At 68.7% G+C, this 17910-nt stretch carries 18 protein-coding genes; all 18 read right to left on the bottom strand.

Features of this window, described 5'->3' with window-relative positions:
* Positions 1-2: 2 nt before the first annotated feature.
* Complete coding sequence (rpsC, locus tag ACFV1W_RS19155; RefSeq protein ID WP_188301636.1) at positions 3-827, bottom strand: 30S ribosomal protein S3; 825 nt, start codon at positions 825-827, stop codon at positions 3-5.
* Positions 827-1174 carry a 50S ribosomal protein L22 gene (gene rplV / locus ACFV1W_RS19150; protein WP_030280773.1) on the bottom strand — a complete coding sequence of 116 codons (348 nt, stop codon included), beginning with the start codon at positions 1172-1174 and terminating at the stop codon, positions 827-829. The genes rpsC and rplV overlap by 1 nt, the downstream gene beginning before the upstream one ends.
* A gap of 57 nt (positions 1175-1231) precedes the next feature.
* Positions 1232-1513 (bottom strand): 30S ribosomal protein S19, encoded by a 282-nt coding sequence (gene rpsS / locus ACFV1W_RS19145; RefSeq protein WP_030280772.1) that lies wholly within the window; start codon positions 1511-1513, stop codon positions 1232-1234.
* Between the two features lie 11 nt (positions 1514-1524).
* Positions 1525-2361, bottom strand: coding sequence for a 50S ribosomal protein L2 (gene rplB / locus ACFV1W_RS19140; protein WP_030280770.1), 837 nt, complete (start codon positions 2359-2361; stop codon positions 1525-1527).
* A gap of 46 nt (positions 2362-2407) precedes the next feature.
* Positions 2408-2725, bottom strand: coding sequence for a 50S ribosomal protein L23 (gene rplW, locus ACFV1W_RS19135; RefSeq protein WP_030280768.1), 318 nt, complete (start codon positions 2723-2725; stop codon positions 2408-2410).
* A complete protein-coding gene (rplD, locus tag ACFV1W_RS19130; protein ID WP_270146474.1) occupies positions 2725-3402 on the bottom strand; it encodes a 50S ribosomal protein L4 in 678 nt (225 codons plus the stop codon). Before rplD ends, rplW begins: the two co-directional genes overlap by 1 nt.
* A 4-nt stretch (positions 3403-3406) precedes the next feature.
* The gene (gene rplC / locus ACFV1W_RS19125; RefSeq protein WP_270146473.1) at positions 3407-4054 is read right to left on the bottom strand and encodes a 50S ribosomal protein L3; all 648 of its coding nucleotides are present in this window, start codon (positions 4052-4054) and stop codon (positions 3407-3409) included.
* 14 nt (positions 4055-4068) lie between these two features.
* Positions 4069-4377: a 30S ribosomal protein S10 gene (gene rpsJ / locus ACFV1W_RS19120; protein ID WP_012785157.1), complete on the bottom strand. Its 309-nt coding sequence runs from the start codon at positions 4375-4377 to the stop codon at positions 4069-4071.
* A gap of 393 nt (positions 4378-4770) precedes the next feature.
* Positions 4771-6600, bottom strand: a complete 1830-nt coding sequence (locus ACFV1W_RS19115) for a phospholipid carrier-dependent glycosyltransferase (RefSeq protein ID WP_380418010.1) — start codon at positions 6598-6600, stop codon at positions 4771-4773.
* Between the two features lie 176 nt (positions 6601-6776).
* A complete protein-coding gene (locus ACFV1W_RS19110; protein ID WP_380418008.1) occupies positions 6777-7670 on the bottom strand; it encodes a glycosyltransferase family 2 protein in 894 nt (297 codons plus the stop codon).
* A gap of 199 nt (positions 7671-7869) precedes the next feature.
* Entirely contained in the window at positions 7870-8247 is a 378-nt protein-coding gene (locus ACFV1W_RS19105) for a DUF2304 domain-containing protein (protein ID WP_380418007.1), read from the bottom strand.
* A complete protein-coding gene (locus ACFV1W_RS19100) occupies positions 8244-8933 on the bottom strand; it encodes a glycosyltransferase family 2 protein (protein ID WP_380418005.1) in 690 nt (229 codons plus the stop codon). Before ACFV1W_RS19100 ends, ACFV1W_RS19105 begins: the two co-directional genes overlap by 4 nt.
* A gap of 84 nt (positions 8934-9017) precedes the next feature.
* Positions 9018-10340 carry a hypothetical protein gene (locus ACFV1W_RS19095; protein WP_380418004.1) on the bottom strand — a complete coding sequence of 441 codons (1323 nt, stop codon included), beginning with the start codon at positions 10338-10340 and terminating at the stop codon, positions 9018-9020.
* Positions 10341-10475: 135 nt separating this feature from the next.
* Positions 10476-12536 (bottom strand): hypothetical protein, encoded by a 2061-nt coding sequence (locus ACFV1W_RS19090; RefSeq protein ID WP_380418002.1) that lies wholly within the window; start codon positions 12534-12536, stop codon positions 10476-10478.
* Between the two features lie 232 nt (positions 12537-12768).
* Positions 12769-13215, bottom strand: coding sequence for a GtrA family protein (locus ACFV1W_RS19085; protein WP_380418001.1), 447 nt, complete (start codon positions 13213-13215; stop codon positions 12769-12771).
* Positions 13212-14171: a glycosyltransferase family 2 protein gene (locus ACFV1W_RS19080; protein ID WP_380417999.1), complete on the bottom strand. Its 960-nt coding sequence runs from the start codon at positions 14169-14171 to the stop codon at positions 13212-13214. The genes ACFV1W_RS19085 and ACFV1W_RS19080 overlap by 4 nt, the downstream gene beginning before the upstream one ends.
* Positions 14172-14362: 191 nt before the next feature.
* Entirely contained in the window at positions 14363-15556 is a 1194-nt protein-coding gene (gene tuf / locus ACFV1W_RS19075) for an elongation factor Tu (protein WP_030280743.1), read from the bottom strand.
* A 218-nt stretch (positions 15557-15774) separates the two neighbouring features.
* Positions 15775-17880: an elongation factor G gene (gene fusA / locus ACFV1W_RS19070; RefSeq protein WP_380417997.1), complete on the bottom strand. Its 2106-nt coding sequence runs from the start codon at positions 17878-17880 to the stop codon at positions 15775-15777.
* Between the last annotated feature and the right edge of the window lie 30 nt (positions 17881-17910).

Below are 17910 nucleotides of genomic sequence, written 5' to 3'. Positions count from 1 at the left end.
GGTCAGGCCTCCGTTCCGGTGTTCTCAGCAGCCGGAGCCTCGGCGGCCGCGGCCGCGGGGGCCTCGGCAGCGGCGGGACGACGGCCACGGCCACCGCGCTCGCCACCACGGCGCTCGCCACCGCGGGCGGGACGACCACCCTCGGGACGGGCCGGGCGGTTGCCCGAGCGGGCAGCGGCGTTCTCAGCGCGGACCTCGGCGATGTTCTTGACGTCGCCCTTGTAGATCCAGACCTTCACGCCGATGCGGCCGAAGGTGGTCTTGGCCTCGAAGAAGCCGTAGTCGACGTTCGCGCGCAGGGTGTGCAGCGGCACACGGCCCTCGCGGTAGAACTCCGAACGGCTCATCTCGGCGCCGCCGAGACGACCGGAGCACTGGACCTTGATGCCCTTGGCGCCGGACTTCATGGTGCCCTGCATCGACTTGCGCATGGCACGACGGAAGGAGACGCGGGAGGACAGCTGCTCCGCGACGCCCTGAGCCACGAGCTGGGCGTCCAGCTCGGGGTTCTTGACCTCAAGGATGTTCAGCTGGACCTGCTTGCCGGTCAGCTTCTCCAGGTCGCCGCGGATGCGGTCGGCCTCGGTGCCGCGGCGACCGATGACGATGCCCGGGCGAGCGGTGTGGATGTCGACGCGGACGCGGTCGCGGGTGCGCTCGATCTCGACCTTGGAGATGCCGGCGCGCTCCATGCCCTTCGTCATCATGCGACGAATGGCGACGTCTTCCTTGACGTAGTCCTTGTACAGCTTGTCGGCGTACCAGCGGGACTTGAAGTCCGTGCTGATGCCGAGACGGAACCCGTGCGGGTTAACCTTCTGGCCCATTACCGGGTCCCTTCCTTGCTGCTGACGACCACGGTGATGTGGCTGGTCCGCTTGCGGATCCGGTAGGCACGGCCCTGGGCACGCGGACGGAACCGCTTCAGGGTCGGACCCTCGTCAACGTACGCCTCGGAGATGTAGAGGTCGTCCACGTTGGAGTGGTTGTAGTTGTGCGCGGCGTTGGCAATGGCGCTGTCGAGCACCTTGCCGACCGGCACGGTGGCGGCCTGCGGAGCGAAACGCAGGACGGCCTGGGCCTCCGTGGCATTCATGCCACGGATGAGGTCCACCACGCGGCGGGCCTTCATGGGCGTCACGCGGATGTACCGCGCCTGAGCCCTGGCTTCCATGGTTGTCCCCTTAATGGAGTAAGTCATTGAGTCGTTCTGGCGCTTAAGCTCAGGCGCTTAGCGACGCTTCGACTTCCGGTCTTCCTTCACGTGTCCACGGAAGGTGCGGGTCGGAGCGAACTCGCCGAGCTTGTGGCCGACCATCGACTCGGTGACGAACACCGGGACGTGCTTGCGGCCATCGTGGACCGCGATCGTGTGACCGAGCATGCTCGGGGAGATCACGGAACGACGGGACCAGGTCTTGATGACGTTCTGGGTACCCGCCTCGTTCTGAGCGTCCACCTTCTTGATGAGGTGGCCGTCGATGAAGGGGCCCTTCTTGAGACTGCGCGGCATCTGACCTGCTCCTAGCGCTTCTTGTTGGTCTTGCGGCGGCGCACGATGAGCTTGTCCGACGCCTTGTTCGGGCGACGGGTACGGCCCTCGGGCTTACCCCACGGCGAGACCGGGTGGCGACCACCGGAGGTCTTACCCTCACCACCACCGTGCGGGTGGTCGATCGGGTTCATGGCGACACCACGCACGGTCGGGCGGACGCCCTTCCAGCGCATGCGGCCGGCCTTGCCCCAGTTGATGTTCGACTGCTCGGCGTTGCCGACCTCGCCGACGGTGGCGCGGCAGCGCGCGTCGACCAGGCGGATCTCACCGGAGGGCATGCGCAGGTGCGCCATGCGACCCTCACGGGCGAGCAGCTGGATGCCGGAACCGGCGGAGCGGGCCAGCTTGGCACCGCCACCGGGACGCAGCTCCACCGCGTGGATGGTGGTACCGACCGGGATGTTGCGCAGCGGCAGGTTGTTGCCCGGCTTGATGTCGGCGCCAGCGCCGTTCTCGATCCGGTCACCCTGCGCGATGCCGCGCGGCGCGATGATGTAGCGCTTCTCGCCGTCCGCGTAGTGCAGGAGCGCGATGCGCGCGGTGCGGTTCGGGTCGTACTCGATGTGCGCGACCTTGGCCGGCACGCCGTCCTTGTCGTGACGACGGAAGTCGATCACGCGGTAGGCGCGCTTGTGACCGCCACCCTGGTGGCGAGCGGTGACACGACCGGCGTTGTTGCGGCCGCCCTTGCTGTGCAGCGGGCGAACCAGCGACTTCTCCGGGGTGGACCGCGTGATTTCTACGAAGTCGGCCACGCTGGAGCCGCGACGGCCCGGCGTAGTCGGCTTGTACTTGCGGATGCCCATTTGGCTCTCTCGTCCTCGTCCTAATCGACGATCACGATCTCCTGGTTCAGGAGACCGGACCACCGAAGATGTCGATGCGGTTGCCCTCGGCCAGCGTCACGATGGCGCGCTTGGTGTCCTTGCGCTTGCCAAAGCCCGTCTTGGAGCGCTTGCGCTTGCCCTGACGGTTGATCGTGTTGACAGCCTCGACCTTGACCGAGAAGACCGCCTCGACGGCCTGCTTGATCTGGGTCTTGTTGGCGCCCGGCGACACGATGAACGTGTACTTGTTCTCGTCGAGGAGCGAGTAGCTCTTCTCCGAGATGACCGGCTTCACCAGGACGTCACGGGGGTCCGTGAACGTCTTGCTCGTAACGTCGCTCATCAGGCGGCGCTCCCTTCGAGCTCGCCCTCAGCGGCAACGGCCTTGGCGGACGCGGCCGGACCGGCCACGAAACGCTCGAAGGCGGCCTGGGTGAAGACCACATCGTCGGAGACGAGCACGTCGTAGGTGTTCAGCTGACCGGCGTCCAGGATGTGCACGTTCGGCAGGTTGCGAGCGGACTTCAGGCCCAGCTCGTCCGAGCGCTCGACGACCAGGAGGACGTTCTTGCGGTCGGTGATCTTGCCGAACAGGCCCTTGGCGGCCTTGGTCGACGGCGCCTCGGTCGCGGTCACGCCGGTGACGACGTGAATGCGGTTGTGGCGGGCCCGGTCGGTGAGCGCACCGCGCAGGGCGGCGGCGATCATCTTCTTCGGGGTCCGCTGCGAGTAGTCGCGCGGCACGGGACCGTGCACGACGCCACCGCCGGCGAACTGCGGCGCACGGGTCGAGCCCTGACGGGCGCGGCCGGTGCCCTTCTGGCGGTACGGCTTCTTGCCGCCACCGCGGACCTCGCCGCGAGTCTTGGTCTTGTGGGTGCCCTGACGGGCCGCAGCGAGCTGCGCCACGACGACCTGGTGCATCAGCGGAACGCTGACCTTCGCGTCGAAGATCTCGGCCGGCAGCTCGATGCTGCCGGTCTTGTCGCCAGCCGGCGACAGGATGTCAATGGTGCTCATTTCCTCACAGCCCCTTCGCCGCGGTGCGGACGAGGACGAGGCCGCCGTTCGGGCCCGGGACGGCGCCCTTGATGAGCAGCAGACCCTTCTCCGCGTCGACCGCGTGCACGGTCAGGTTCTGGGTGGTCACACGCTCGTGGCCCATCCGACCAGCCATGCGCAGGCCCTTGAACACACGGCCCGGGGTGGCGCAGCCACCGATGGAACCGGGCGAGCGGTGCTTGCGCTGGGTGCCGTGACCGGCGCCGAGACCACGGAAGTTGTGGCGCTTCATGACACCGGCGAAGCCCTTGCCCTTGGAGGTGCCGGTCACGTCGACCTTGACACCCGCCTCGAACAGCTCGGCGGTGATCTCCTGGCCCAGGGTGTACTCGGACGCGTCCGAGGTACGGATCTCGACCAGGTGGCGGCGCGGGGTGACACCGGCCTTGGCGAAGTGGCCCGCGAGGGGCTTGTTCACCTTGCGGGGGTCGATCTCGCCGAAGCCGAGCTGGACGGCGCTGTAGCCGGCCGGGCTGTCGGCGGTGTGGACCTGGGTCACGACATTCGGCCCGGCCTTGACGACGGTCACCGGCACGACCCGGTTGTTCTCGTCCCAGACCTGGGTCATGCCGAGCTTCTCGCCCAGGATGCCCTTAATCTGCTTAGCCATCTTCGGTGCGCCTCTCAGAGCTTGATCTCGATGTCGACGCCAGCCGGCAGGTCGAGACGCATGAGCGAGTCAACCGTCTTCGGCGTGGGGTCGAGGATGTCGATCAGACGCTTGTGAGTACGCATCTCGAAGTGCTCGCGCGAGTCCTTGTACTTGTGCGGCGAGCGGATGACGCAGTACACGTTCTTCTCAGTGGGCAGCGGCACCGGGCCCGCGACCTGCGCACCAGTACGGATCACCGTCTCGACGATCTTCTTCGCCGAGGAGTCGATGACCTCGTGGTCGTAGGCCTTGAGCCGGATGCGGATCTTCTGTCCCGCCATGGCTACTCAGTAGTCCTTTGTCCTTAGTCACTTCACGACTCCCCTCCGGCCCCCGCGCTCGGGCGTGTCGCTCTTGCGCTTGCAAAAAACCGGCGAAGTACTTCGTCGGTTTCGAACTTTCGGGGTGAGGGGCGGCCGGGTCGAGGCCCCGCTCACGCTTCCCGGAAGATTCCCGTACTTTCGCCCCGCAGCTGCCGTGGCGTAGAACTCACGCTTGACGGCCATCACGGGAACGACGAGTACATGGGACTCGCTTCCAGTCCTCCCGGCGGGAGGCGCGCAGCATCGGCACTCAACCGAGCAACTTGGACATACTGCCACATGGAGCAGCCGGGATGCCAATCGGGGCCGGTGAGGCGTACCTCACCGGCCCCGATGGGGTGGTCCCGCGGCTCAGCCCTTGCGCCAGAGCACCCAGCCGCGGTCCATGTTGTACTTCGCGACGTGCCAGCCCGGCAGCGGCTTCGGCCAGCTGGACTCCGGCGTGGCGCCCTTGTCCTTGGAGACGGTCAGCAGCATCGCGTTGGCCTTCTCCGGCGGGGTGTTGCCGTACTTCACGTTGCTGGTCCAGACCCGGCCCCAGTAGACCTCGAAGGCCAGCGACATCCGGGTGCCCCATTCGAGGTCCCAGTCCAGGATCACGTTGTCGCCCTTGGCCAGGCCTGCCTCCTTGGCCACGCCGACGGCCTCGTACTTGCGGAACTTGGAGTGCGACTCGGCGATGTTGTTGGTGACGGTGAACGTCGCGTAGGCGGCGAAGACCGCCAGGCACGCCACCACGGCCGTGACGACCCGGCGACCGCCGGCCACCCGCAGCAGCAGGCAGGCGGCGAGCACGGCGAGCGCACCGAAGGTCGTACGGCCGATGTGCAGGCCGTCGTAGGTCGAGGAGAGGAACTGCGCGTCCGGCACGGTCCACGGGATGATCCAGGCGTTGAGCTTGGAGCCCGCGTACTCGGTGACCGACAGCCCGGTGATTCCGATGACCACCACACCGGCCAGGGCCAGCCGCAGCAGCGAGCGCGTTCCGGCCCGGAACAGCGGCGCCAGGCCGACCACCAGGAACACCGGCACCAGCACGGCGCAGTACCGGGCGTACACCCAGTTGTCGATGCGCTCGTTGTCCGCCAGGCCCGCGGCGGAGGCCAGCGCGGTGCCGCACAGCATGGCCACCATGCAGAAGGCCACCACCCGTTCGGCCACCGAGAACCGGCGGCGGAACACGGCCACCACGCACAGCACGAAGGCGATCGCCCCGAGGCCGTAGGACGACGTGAAGAAGTACCAGAGCTCGCCGAGGGTGCGGACGACGATCGTGCCGAGGTACTTGCGGTCCTCAAGGTTCTCGAAGACCTTGTTGCCGACGCCTGCCCCCGGCACGTCCTTGAACTGGCTCGTGACGAAGCGGTCCAGCAGCTTGGCGCCCAGGACGGCCACGCCGAGCGCGCCGATCCCGGCCAGCGAGGTGAGCCGCGGCGCCCAGCCGAGGGCCAGCACCACGACCAGGACCAGCGCCGTCAGCGCCACGACCACGCCGCCGCGGTCGTGGGTGGCCATCGAGTAGCCGGCGGCCAGGCTCATCGCCACCGCATGGAGCGAGCGGCGGCGCGCCGACCCGGGCGAGAGCCAGCCGTGCATCCCGATCAGCCAGAACAGCAGGAGCACCGGGAGGACGGTGTCCGTCATGACGAACTGGGAGTAGAAGATCACCGGCGGCACCAGTGCGACGGCTGTCCCCGCCAGGTACGCCTGCGGCCGGGACAGGCCCAGGCGGCGCGCCGCCACGAAGGCCAGCGGGAAGACCAGCGCGTTGAGCACCGCGTTGATGCCCATGATCAGGTGGTAGGCGGTGTTCGGGTTGTCCGCGATCCGCAGCGCCGGCGAGATCAGCAGCGAGTAGCCGCCGGGGATGATCACGCCGGTGGGCATCTCGGTGGTCGGCCGGCCGGCCAGCACCCGCGCGATCGCGAGGTAGCCGTCCTCGTCCGCGTGCACCGAGGGGTAGTAGTTGTGGATCGACAGCGCCAGCCGGAACGCCGCCTGCCCGAGGTAGCCGAGCAGCAGGGCGACCGGCCAGAACCAGCGGTGGGCGGCCAGCGCGCCCAGTCGGACCACGAGGGCCGAAGGCGTCGCCTCCTCGGCGGCTCCGGTCGCGTTCCCGTCACCGCCCTCTCCCCATGCCCGCCCGTCGGGCTCGTGGGCGGAATCGATCAACGGCTGCACCGGGGCACTTCCCTCGTTGTTGGAACCAGCACTTGTCATGTCCTACCTGCGGGTGCGCCGCGCGTCACCCGCACCCCCACTCCTTGGATCGCTCGCGAAGTCTGTCACGCGGCCTGATGTGGAGCCAGGTGATCGTTCGGCGCACGAAGCCCGGCCTCGGCCCCGGTGCGGCCCGGTCAGCTGCTGCGGACGGCGCGGCCGACCATGGCGCCGGCGTGGGCGAAGTCCCCCGCGCCGAGGCGCCCGGCGGCCACCATCAGGGCGTGCAGCCGGGAGGAGAGGTGCAGGTCGGCCGAGCGGGCCGCCGCGTTCCAGCCCTTGGCTCGCAGCTCCTTGGCGATCAGGCCGTAGTAGCGCAGCTCCTCGTCGAAGCGCTTGCCGTCCTTCACCCGGGTCGAGGAGTCGCTGGCCTGGTGGCGGCGGTAGCGGAACACCTCGCGCTCGTCGACCAGCAGGTTGCCGCCCTCCATCAGCATGTCGACCATGAAGGCCAGGTCGTGGACGGCGTCGATGTCCGGGCGGTACGGGATCTTCGACAGCGCGGACTGCCGGTAGAGCAGCGACGGGGTGTACAGCCAGTTACCGGACAGCAGGCTCTTCACCGCGTCCTCGCCGCTGATCAGGCCGGCCTTGCGGGCCGGGGCGGCGATCCGGCGCTTGACCTTGTCGCCGATGCCGAGCGACGGCACCAGGACCCCGTCGCTGTCCATCACCTTCACGCCCGGCTGGACCGCGATCGCGTTCGGGTCGGCCTTCATCCGCTCCAGGACGACGTCCAGGTAGTTCGGCTCCAGCAGGTCGTCGGCACCCATCATCGAGACGAACTCGCGCTCGGCCAGGGTGGACGCCTTGTAGGTGTTGCCGTTGGGGCCGAGCCGCTCCTCGTTGCGGACGTAGCGGATCCGCTCGTCGTCCAGGCCCTCGATGTACTCCAGCGCCCGGTTGCCCGGGTACTGGTCGTCCACCACGGTCAGCCGCCAGTCCTGCTGGTGCTGGGCCCGGATGCTGTCGATGGTGGCGAACAGGTACTCCGGGTCGCCGTAGTACGGGATGACGAAATCGACGCTCATGGCGGCGCCGCACCTCCTGGTCTGGATCATGCTTCGGTGCCGCCCGGCCGCGGCCGCCGGGCGAGCCAAGTCAAACAGTTCCGCGGTTCCGGTGCGTCGACCGGGGTCGGGGGCGGGCCCGCCGCTAGTGGCTGAGGGCCGGCCCCTGGACGGGGCCGGCCCTCAGTCACTGGTACTGCGCCGTCGTGACCGCCCGGGATCAGTGCTCCGTGCCGACCGGCGCGTTGAGCCGGTCGTTGTTGTGGCGCACGCCCTCGGTGATGGCCACGGTGCGGGCCAGGTCGGTGATCTTCTTCTCCAGCGAGCGGAAGCGCAGGTAGGTGTTGAGGGTCAGGAAGCCCATGGCGATGACCATCAGGTAGAGCACCAGGTCGGTGCCGCGGCCGACGCCCAGCGCGGTGGCCAGCTTGGTCACGCCGCTCGGCCACAGGATCGCGACCACGTTGACGATCACGAAGAGCGTGAAGGCGATGCGCTTCCACGCCCGGGTGTTCGCCTTGTCCCAGCGCCAGACGAAGACGAGCGCCATGGCCACCGCGGCCACGACCAGGATGAGCTGGATCCAGAGGTGGTTCATCGGCCGTTACGCTCCCGCAGCGAGATGTCAAAGAGGATGTTCACGCCGTTGATCAGGGACTGGCCCTTGGCGCGCGAGTAGTCGGTGTACAGGATGTCCACCGGAACTTCGGCGACCCGCAGGTCCGAGCCGGCGAGGAAGGAGACGATCTCCGAAGCGTGCGCCATGCCGTTCATGGTGATCTTGATCCGGCTGGCGGCCTCGCGGTTCATCACCCGCAGACCGTTGTGCGCATCCGTGAGCTTGAGCTTGCGGGCGGTCGGGCTGACCGCGGCTGCGGTGCGGAGCACCACGCGCTTGATCCACGGCACCTGGCCGGTCTGCTCGATGAACCGGGAGCCGAGGACGATGTCGGCCTCGCCCTCGCGCAGCAGCGCGACCATCTTCTCGACGTCGGCGGTCTGGTGCTGGCCGTCCGCGTCGAAGGTGGCGAAGTACTCGGCGCCCTCCTGGGCGAGCGCGTACTTGAGACCGGTCTGGAGCGCGGCACCCTGCCCCAGGTTGACCGGGTGCCGCACCAGGTGGGCGCCGGTCGTCATGACGTGCTCGGCCGTGTCGTCGGTGCAGCCGTCGTCGATCACCACGATGTTGGGGAAGGTCTTGCGTGCCCCCTCCACGACGTCGGCGATCACCTGGCCTTCGTTGTAGGCCGGGATCACCAGCCAGACGTTGTCATACTCGGACACAGGTGCTCCATGCTTGGCGAACGGCACGGCGGCCCGTGCCTCGGGTCGGTCTATCGGTGATGGTCATGGCGTCGGGGGCCACCCTCAGGAGGTCCGCAGCGGCTGTGCTGCGGACCGGTCTGCCGACACGGCGGCGGGGCGGGAGGGGAAGGCACGGTACAGCGACCACAACATCAGGACGGCACTGACCAACGAGCCCGCCAGGTACGCGAGCTCCGCCCGGAGACCCACGTTGCCCGGTGCGAGCGCGACAGCCACCAATGCTACGGAACCCGCGGTCCAGCCCACCAGCTGACGGCGGTGCTGGGCGCTCGACATCAGCGCCTGGCCGAAGACCGTCGCCAGGACGTAGCAGAGCGTTCCGAACACCAGCCAGATGAAGTCCAGCGGTCCGAGCACGTCCTTCGCGTTGAACAGCAGCGGGTTGAGCTTGGAGCCGAGCACGATCACCGGCAGGCCGCCGCCGATGCACATCGCGGCGACGATCGCGGTGGTGCGGGTCAGCACCTTGCGGAACTCGGCGTGGTTTCCGGCCGCGGCGGCACCGGAGAGCGCGGAGACCATGGAGGCCTGCAGGGCGCTGTAGGCGAACAGCGGCGCCCGGGCCATCACCACGGCCTGGCCGATCGCGAACACCAGCGCGTCGGAGGCCTCGGAGTGCTTCGGCGAGAGCAGGCGCACGCAGACCACGGTCGCGTTGACCACCAGCTGGCTGAGCATCACCGAGGCGATCAGCAGACCGAGGCCGCTGGTCAGCTGCTTCCAGGAGACCTCCGGGCCGGGGGTGCGGTCGGCCAGGGTGTCGCGCAGGCCGATCAGCGAGGCCAGCAGCGGGGAGACGAACAGGATCAGGCCGAAGACCATCGCCGAGTGCAGGCCGACCGCCGCCGCCGCACCGGCCAGCCCGATGCGCAGGCCGCCGTCGACCGCCAGCTGGGTGCCGTACGGGCCGAACAGCCCCAGGCCCGCCAGCGCGCCGCGGGCGACCGAGCTCACCGCGAGGCCCGCCAGGCCGCCGGCCAGCGCGACCACCAGGCCGCGGTCACCGCTGAACAGCTGGTCGGCGATCGGGCGGGCGGCGACCGCCAGCACCGCGCAGACCGCGACCAGGATCGCCACGGCGAGCAGCAGCATCCGCCGTACCGCGGGCAGCGCGCCGTGCCCGGCGACCTTGCGGGCGGCCACCAGGCGGGTGAGCTCCAGCTCGACCGGCTGGAAGAGTCCCCAGCCCACGGACATCACGATGGTCCAGAGCATCGTCACCCTGGCCGCGCCGACGGTGCTCAGGCTGTAGCCCACGAGCGCCATGTAGACGTATGCCGAGGCTCCGAGCACGACCGTGCCACCGACCACGAGCCGCGCCCCCGGGGGAAGCACCCCAAGCAGCTTGGCGATCGGGTTCTTCATCACATGACCACCGAATTCACCGGCCGGCCGTGCCACACGCCTCCGCACGAGGCCGGCCAAGCCGTGCGATTGCTGTGAATAGTAGCGGGTGGCCGTGAATGCTCAGTGCCCACGGGCATCCCCCCGGACGTCATCTCAGACGGTCCCGGGGAAGGTACGGCCCCACGGCTGGGTCCAGAGGAGCCCCTGATCGCTCAGCACGTTGACCGTCAGGCCGTTCTTGGCGAGGTCCCGCTTGATCCGCTCACCCACGGAACGGTCGGCGGTCAGGATGGTCGGCGCCGGGTGCGGCGCGGGGAGCTTCTCGATGGCGCCCTTCAGCCTTCCGAAGGAGCGCTGGTAGTCCTCCTCCTTCGCCTGCGGACCGCCGATGTCCACCCAGTGGATGTCGTACAGCGCCTTCATGTCGCCGCCGCGCCGGTTCATCAGCGAGGCGAGCCAGGTGGCCTTGAGGTTCTTGACGGAGTCGTTGGAGACCAGCGCGATCACCGGTCCGTCGCCGCGCAGGACCTTCAGCGCGTCCATGCCCTCGGGGCCCATGTCGGTCTCGAACCCGCCGCGGCCCCAGGCCACCAGCGGGTTGCTGGACCACGCGGACGGGGCGTCCTTGGTGGCCAGGAAGCCCCACTGCACGTTGGCGAAGAGGCTCAGCGCGGCGGCGACGGTCAGCCCGGAGAGCACCAGCTCGCCCAGGCGCCGGGACAGCACGTTGCCGGTGCCCCGGTGGGGCGTCTGCAGCATCACCCCGACCGCCCCGACCGATATCAGGGCGACCACGACGCCCACGGCCGTCATCTTGTGGAAGTAGTACGAGTACTTGCCGATGGTGTTCAGCTGGTAGACCGCGAAGGCGCTGAGCAGGGCGCCCGTGCCGAGCAGCACCACCAGGTGCTGCTGACCGGTGGCGGTGCGGCGGTTGCGCGGCATGGCCGCCGCCAGCAGTCCGAGCAGCCCGCCGCCGATGAGGATCGAGCGGTCCGCGCTGACGCTCGGGCCGCTCATGTTCGAGGCGCTGGCCACGTCCAGGTCGCCCAGCACCGAGAGGACGCTCGGCAGCGCGGCCACGCCCAGCGCGCACGCCAGCGCGCCGAGGGTCCACCACCACCGCCCGGCGAACCTGCGCCGGTGCACCACCAGGGCGCCCAGCAGGGCCACGCCGACGAACGCGCCGTAGATGTTGTACGTGTAGGTCACGGTGATCAGCCCGGCCGAGGCGGCCAGCAGGAACTCGGTGAGGCCCATCGCCGGCCGGATCAGCACCGCCAGCGCGAGCGCGATCAGCAGCAGGCCGATGAAGGTCGAGTCGAAGCCGTGGGCCAGCAGGTCCAGGTAGTTGCTGGCGAACATGATCGAGCCGACGGTCGCGCAGACCGCCGCCGCCCGCCAGCCGCGCAGCCGCGGTCCGCCGATCCACCGAGCCGCCCACACCAGCGCGGTGCAGAACAGCGCGTACGCCACCAGCAGGTACAGGAAGTACCGGTTCATGGTGTGGATCATGTCGCCGGGGTCGGCGGCGGAGTGGACCAGCCCGTCGGTCCAGGCCAGCAGGAAGTGCGAGCCCTGCGGGTAGGTCACCTCGGACGGCGGTATCAGGTAGGACCTGGCGGCGTCCTGGTGGAGGAAGTCGTAGCCTCCGACACCCTGGATGCCGGAGAAGAAGGAGAAGTGCGAGAGCCGGTCCTCCGCCGTGGCGAAGTAGGCGATGCGCTCGGCCGCCGACGCGCCGTCGACGGGGTGGAACAGGTAGTGCCACATCCCGGCGAAGGTGACCAGCACCAGCAGGTCGGACCAGCGGAAGCGCAGCGGCAGCCGGGGGGCGCGCCCGGCGGCCCATGCGGCCGTGGTCAGCACGCTGGCCATCACACCGGTGGTGGCCGTCGGCGACAGGCCCCAGGGCCAGAGCGAGAAGACCAGGCCGAAGGTCAGCACCGAGCCGGCCAGGATCAGTCCGGCGACGAAGAGCCGGTCGAGCAGCACACCGCCGACCCTGATCACGGCGGCGACCGCGAGCAGCAGCAGCGGCAGCAGCACGACGCCCAGGTGCAGCGCGACCAGGCCGGCCGGCACCAGCCACGACAGGGCGAGCCCGCCTGCCAGGACGAGCGGGTTGCGCCGCCGTCTACCGCCGGCGGGCGGGGGCAGGGGTCCCGGTGGCGCGGTGCTGCGCCGGGTCTCGCTGTCGGGTGAACTGTGCATGATCGACACGGTGCCGTGCCCCTCCGGTCAAGTCCCTGCCGCCCGTCTCCCCCCTACCGGGTCCGGACTTCCGCCACCGTCTGCGGGCAGGCTGCAAGCGGTCAGCATACCGAGGGTGCCATTGGTACAGACCACTCAGGGGCCCGTGGGCCGCCTGCGAACCATCGCGCGCCGACACCGGTCCCGCCCGCCGGGCGGCGCCGTACGGGCAGCGGTGGAGCGGATCCGCTGGTCAGGCTCCGGACCGTCCCGACTCCCCGCCGCGGAAGACCCAGACCTTCAACAGCACGAACCGCGCCACCGTGGCCAGCCCGTTGGCGACGATCAGCCCGCCGACCTCCACCGGCCGGGAGGCGTGCGGCGCCACCCGGTCCAGCAGGGCGAGCACCCCGGAGCTGAGGCCGAGGCCGATCAGGAAGGCCACCGCGCCCTGCAGCTGGTGGCGCACCATGCCCTGCGAGCCGACCACCCCGAAGGTGAACCGGCGGTTGGCCGCGGTGTTGGCGACCGCGCTGACGGCCAGGGCGATCAGGTTCGCGACCTGCGGGTCGGTGAACCACCGGGCGACGACGAACAGGCCCAGGTAGAAGACGGTGCTCAGGACGCCGATCACCAGGAAGGACGGCAGCTGGCGGCGCGGCCCCGGGGTGGGGGTGGCGGGTTCGCCGGTCAGGGTCACCGGCCCCGGCCCCGCTCGTCGTCCTCGGCCGAGTCGTAGCCGACGAAGTAGGTCGGGCGGGCCTGCACCGCGGAGTAGATCCGGCCGACGTACTCCCCCAGCAGCCCGACGCAGATCAGCTGCACGCCGCCGAGGAACAGCATCCCGATGAACAGCGAGGACCAGCCGGGCACGGTCGACCCGAGCACGTAGGAGACGGTGGCGTGGATCCCGAGCGCGATGCAGACCACGAAGCTCACCAGGCCGAGGTAGGTGGCCAGCCGCAGCGGGGCGGCGGAGAAGTTGGTGATGCTGTCCAGCGCGAGCCGCACCATCTTGGACAGCGGGTAGTGGGTGCCGCCGGCCACCCGCTCCTCGCGGACGTAGACCACCTCGCCGCTGGGGAAGCCGAGCCACGGCACCAGCAGCCGGTAGACCGGCTGGTGCTCGGGCAGCTGCTTGAGGGCGTCCACGGCGTTGCGGCTGAGCAGCCGGAAGTCGCCGGCCTGGTTGGGCATCCGCTTGCCGACCAGCTTGCGCATCAGCCAGTAGTAGGCGCCGGCCGTCCGGCGCTTGAAGGCGGTGTCGGTGCCGCGGTCCCCGCGCACGCCGTAGACCACGTCGAGGCTCTGCTCGCGGGCCAGGGAGAGCATCTCGGGGATCTTCTCCGGCGGGTCCTGCAGATCGGCGTCGATGCTGACCACGTAGTCGCCGAGCGCGCGGTGGATGCCCGCGGTGAGCGCGGCCTGGTGGCCGGAGTTGCGGGCGAAGCGGACGATGCGGAACTCCGGCCAGTCCTGCCGGATCTTCTGCATCAGCACGGGTGTGGCGTCCCGGCTGCCGTCGTCCACCCCGACGACCTCGTAGTCGACGCCCAGCCCGTCCAGGATCGGACGCAGCCTCTCGACGGTCAGCGGGAGTGCCTCCTGCTCGTTGTAGATCGGCATCACGACCGACAACAGCGGTGCGGTAGACATGCGTTGGGTCCCACTTTCCGCGACGGCGGGGGCTGGATGGTGAGCCGACCATAACAGTCGGCCATGAGCTGTCCGTGAGAGCGAGGGCGCCCAGGTGAGCGCCGGGTTGGACGCCGAAGGGCCCCACGCACCTCGCGGTGCGTGGGGCCCTTCGGACGAGCCTGACGAGGCAGGCAGGTCAGAGCGTCAGATTACTTGACGATCTTGGTGACCTGGCCGGCGCCGACGGTGCGGCCACCCTCACGGATGGCGAACTTCAGGCCCTCCTCCATGGCGACGGGCTGGATCAGCGCGACGGTCATGGCGGTGTTGTCGCCCGGCATGACCATCTCGGTGCCCTCGGGGAGGGTCACGACGCCGGTCACGTCCGTGGTACGGAAGTAGAACTGCGGGCGGTAGTTGTTGAAGAACGGGGTGTGGCGGCCACCCTCGTCCTTCGACAGGATGTAGGCCTGGGCCTCGAAGTCGGTGTGCGGGGTAACCGAACCCGGCTTGATGATGACCTGGCCGCGCTCGACGTCCTCGCGCTTGATGCCACGGAGGAGCAGACCGACGTTCTCACCGGCCTGGCCCTCGTCGAGCAGCTTGCGGAACATCTCGATGCCGGTGACCGTGGTGGTGGTCTTCTCGGTCTTGATGCCGATGATGTCGACGGTCTCGTTGACCTTGAGGATGCCGCGCTCGATACGACCGGTGACGACGGTGCCACGACCGGTGATCGTGAAGACGTCCTCGATCGGCATCAGGAACGGCTGGTCCACGGCGCGGGCCGGGGTGGGGATGTTCTCGTCGACCGCGTGCATGAGGCCGAGGAGCTTCTCGCCCCACTCCTTGTCGCCCTCAAGGGCCTTCAGGGCGGAGACGCGGACGACCGGCAGGTCGTCGCCCGGGAACTCGTACTCGGAGAGGAGCTCACGGACCTCGAGCTCGACGAGCTCCAGGATCTCCTCGTCGTCCACCATGTCGGCCTTGTTCAGGGCGACGACGATGTACGGAACACCGACCTGGCGGGCCAGGAGGACGTGCTCCTTGGTCTGCGGCATCGGGCCGTCGGTGGCGGCGACCACCAGGATGGCGCCGTCCATCTGGGCGGCACCGGTGATCATGTTCTTGATGTAGTCAGCGTGCCCCGGGCAGTCGACGTGGGCGTAGTGACGCGCCTCGGTCTGGTACTCGACGTGCGCGATCGAGATGGTGATACCGCGCTGACGCTCCTCCGGGGCCTTGTCGATCTGGTCGAACGGCGTGAAGGGGTTGATCTCCGGGTACGCGTCGTGCAGCACCTTGGTGATGGCCGCGGTCAGCGTGGTCTTGCCGTGGTCGATGTGACCGATGGTGCCGATGTTGACGTGGGGCTTCGTCCGCTCGAACTTCGCCTTGGCCACTGAGTCCTCCTGAGGACAGTTCCTGTACGCCGTGCTGACGTCAGTTGGTCTTTGATCGGGACCGGCCCGGGTGCCGGAAGCACCTCGCACCGTCCCGCGGGTGGGGGCCGGAGGCCCCGGGAGGATCCGGACGGATCCTCCCGGGTCGCCTCCTAATAGCCTAAGGGGTGTGAATCATCCCGAATGTCGGACTGATTCCCGTGCCGGCAGAGCCGGACTCACTCGCCCTTCGACTTGGCGATGATCTCCTCAGCCACGGCCTTGGGGACCTCGGCGTACGAGTCGAACTGCATCGAGTAGCTCGCGCGACCAGAGGTCTTGCTGCGCAGGTCACCGACGTAGCCGAACATCTCGGAGAGGGGCACCAGCGCCGTGACGACGCGGGCACCGTGACGCTCGTCCATGGACCGGATCTGGCCACGGCGAGAGTTGATGTCACCGATCACATCGCCCATGTAGTCCTCGGGCGTGGTGACCTCGACGGCCATCATCGGCTCAAGAAGGACCGGCTTGGCCTTCCTGGCGCCTTCCTTGAAGGCCATCGAACCGGCGATCTTGAACGCGAGCTCGGAGGAGTCGACGTCGTGCGACTGGCCGTCGAGCAGCTTCACGCGGACGCCCTGGAGCGGGTAGCCGGCGAGGACACCGAACTCCATGGCCTCCTGGCAACCGGCGTCGACCGACGGGATGTACTCGCGCGGGACGCGGCCACCGGTGACCAGGTTGACGAACTCGTAGCCCTCGGCCTGCTCAAGCGGCTCGATCGCGATCTGCACCTTGGCGAACTGACCGGAACCACCGGTCTGCTTCTTGTGGGTGTAGTCGATGCGCTCGACGGCCTGACGGATCGTCTCGCGGTACGCGACCTGCGGCTTGCCGACGTTGGCCTCGACCTTGAACTCACGGCGCATACGGTCGACGAGCACCTCAAGGTGCAGCTCGCCCATACCCGCGATGATGGTCTGGCCGGTCTCCTCGTCCGTGTTGACCTGGAAGGACGGGTCCTCCTCGGCGAGACGCTGGATGGCGACACCCAGCTTCTCCTGGTCACCCTTGGACTTGGGCTCGATGGCGACGCGGATGACCGGGGCCGGGAAGTCCATGGACTCCAGGATGACCGGGTTCTTCTCGTCGGCCAGCGTCTCACCGGTGGTGGTCTGCTTCAGGCCCATGACGGCGACGATGTCGCCGGCGCCCACCGACTCGATCTCCTCACGCTTGTTCGCGTGCATGCGGTAGATCTTGCCGATGCGCTCCTTCTTGCCCTTGACGGCGTTCAGCACCGAGGTGCCGGACTCCAGGCGGCCGGAGTAGATCCGGACGAAGGTGAGCTTGCCCAGGTGCGGGTCGGACATGATCTTGAACGCCAGCGCGGCCAGCGGCTCGTCGTCCGAAGCCTTACGGGAGATCGTGGTCTCCGGGTCGTTCGGCTTGGTGCCCTCGATGGACTCGATGTCCAGCGGCGACGGCAGGTACTTGACGACCGCGTCGAGCAGGGGCTGAACGCCCTTGTTCTTGAAGGCGGTGCCGCAGAAGATCGGGGTGAAGTCCGAGTTCAGGGTGCCCTTGCGGATCGCGTCCTGCAGCAGCTCGACCGGGATCTCGGCCTCTTCGAGGGCGAGCTCCATGATCTCGTCGCTGACGTTCGACACGGTGTCGATCAGCTGGGTGCGGTACTCGGCGGCCTGCTCCTGCAGCTCGGCCGGGATGTCGACGACGTCGTACATCTCGCCCTTGGCGGCCTCGGCGGACCAGACCAGAGCCTTCATGCGGACCAGGTCGACGACGCCCTGGAAGTCCGCCTCGGCACCGATCGGCAGCTGCATCACCAGCGGGGTGGCGCCGAGGCGCTCCACGATGGTGTCGACGCAGAAGAAGAAGTTCGCGCCCGTGCGGTCCAGCTTGTTGATGAAGCAGATGCGCGGGACGCCGTAGCGGTCAGCCTGCCGCCACACGGTCTCGGACTGGGGCTCGACACCGGCGACACCGTCGAACACCGTGACGGCACCGTCGAGGACGCGCAGCGAGCGCTCCACCTCGACGGTGAAGTCGACGTGACCCGGGGTGTCGATGATGTTGATGGTGTTGTCGACGCCGTCGACCGTCCAGTGGCAGGTCGTCGCGGCCGACGTGATCGTGATGCCGCGCTCCTGCTCCTGCTCCATCCAGTCCATGGTGGCAGCGCCATCGTGGACCTCACCGATCTTGTACGAGACACCGGTGTAGAACAGGATCCGCTCGGTGGTGGTGGTCTTGCCCGCGTCGATGTGCGCCATGATCCCGATGTTGCGGACCCTGGCGAGGTCAAGGGAGGTTGCAGCCATGGTGGCTCGTTCTCTCTCTGTCTAGTGACG

Source organism: Kitasatospora sp. NPDC059648 (genome assembly GCF_042734825.1).
Lineage (GTDB): Bacteria > Actinomycetota > Actinomycetes > Streptomycetales > Streptomycetaceae > Kitasatospora.
This window is presented reverse-complemented; position numbering and strand designations above follow the sequence as displayed.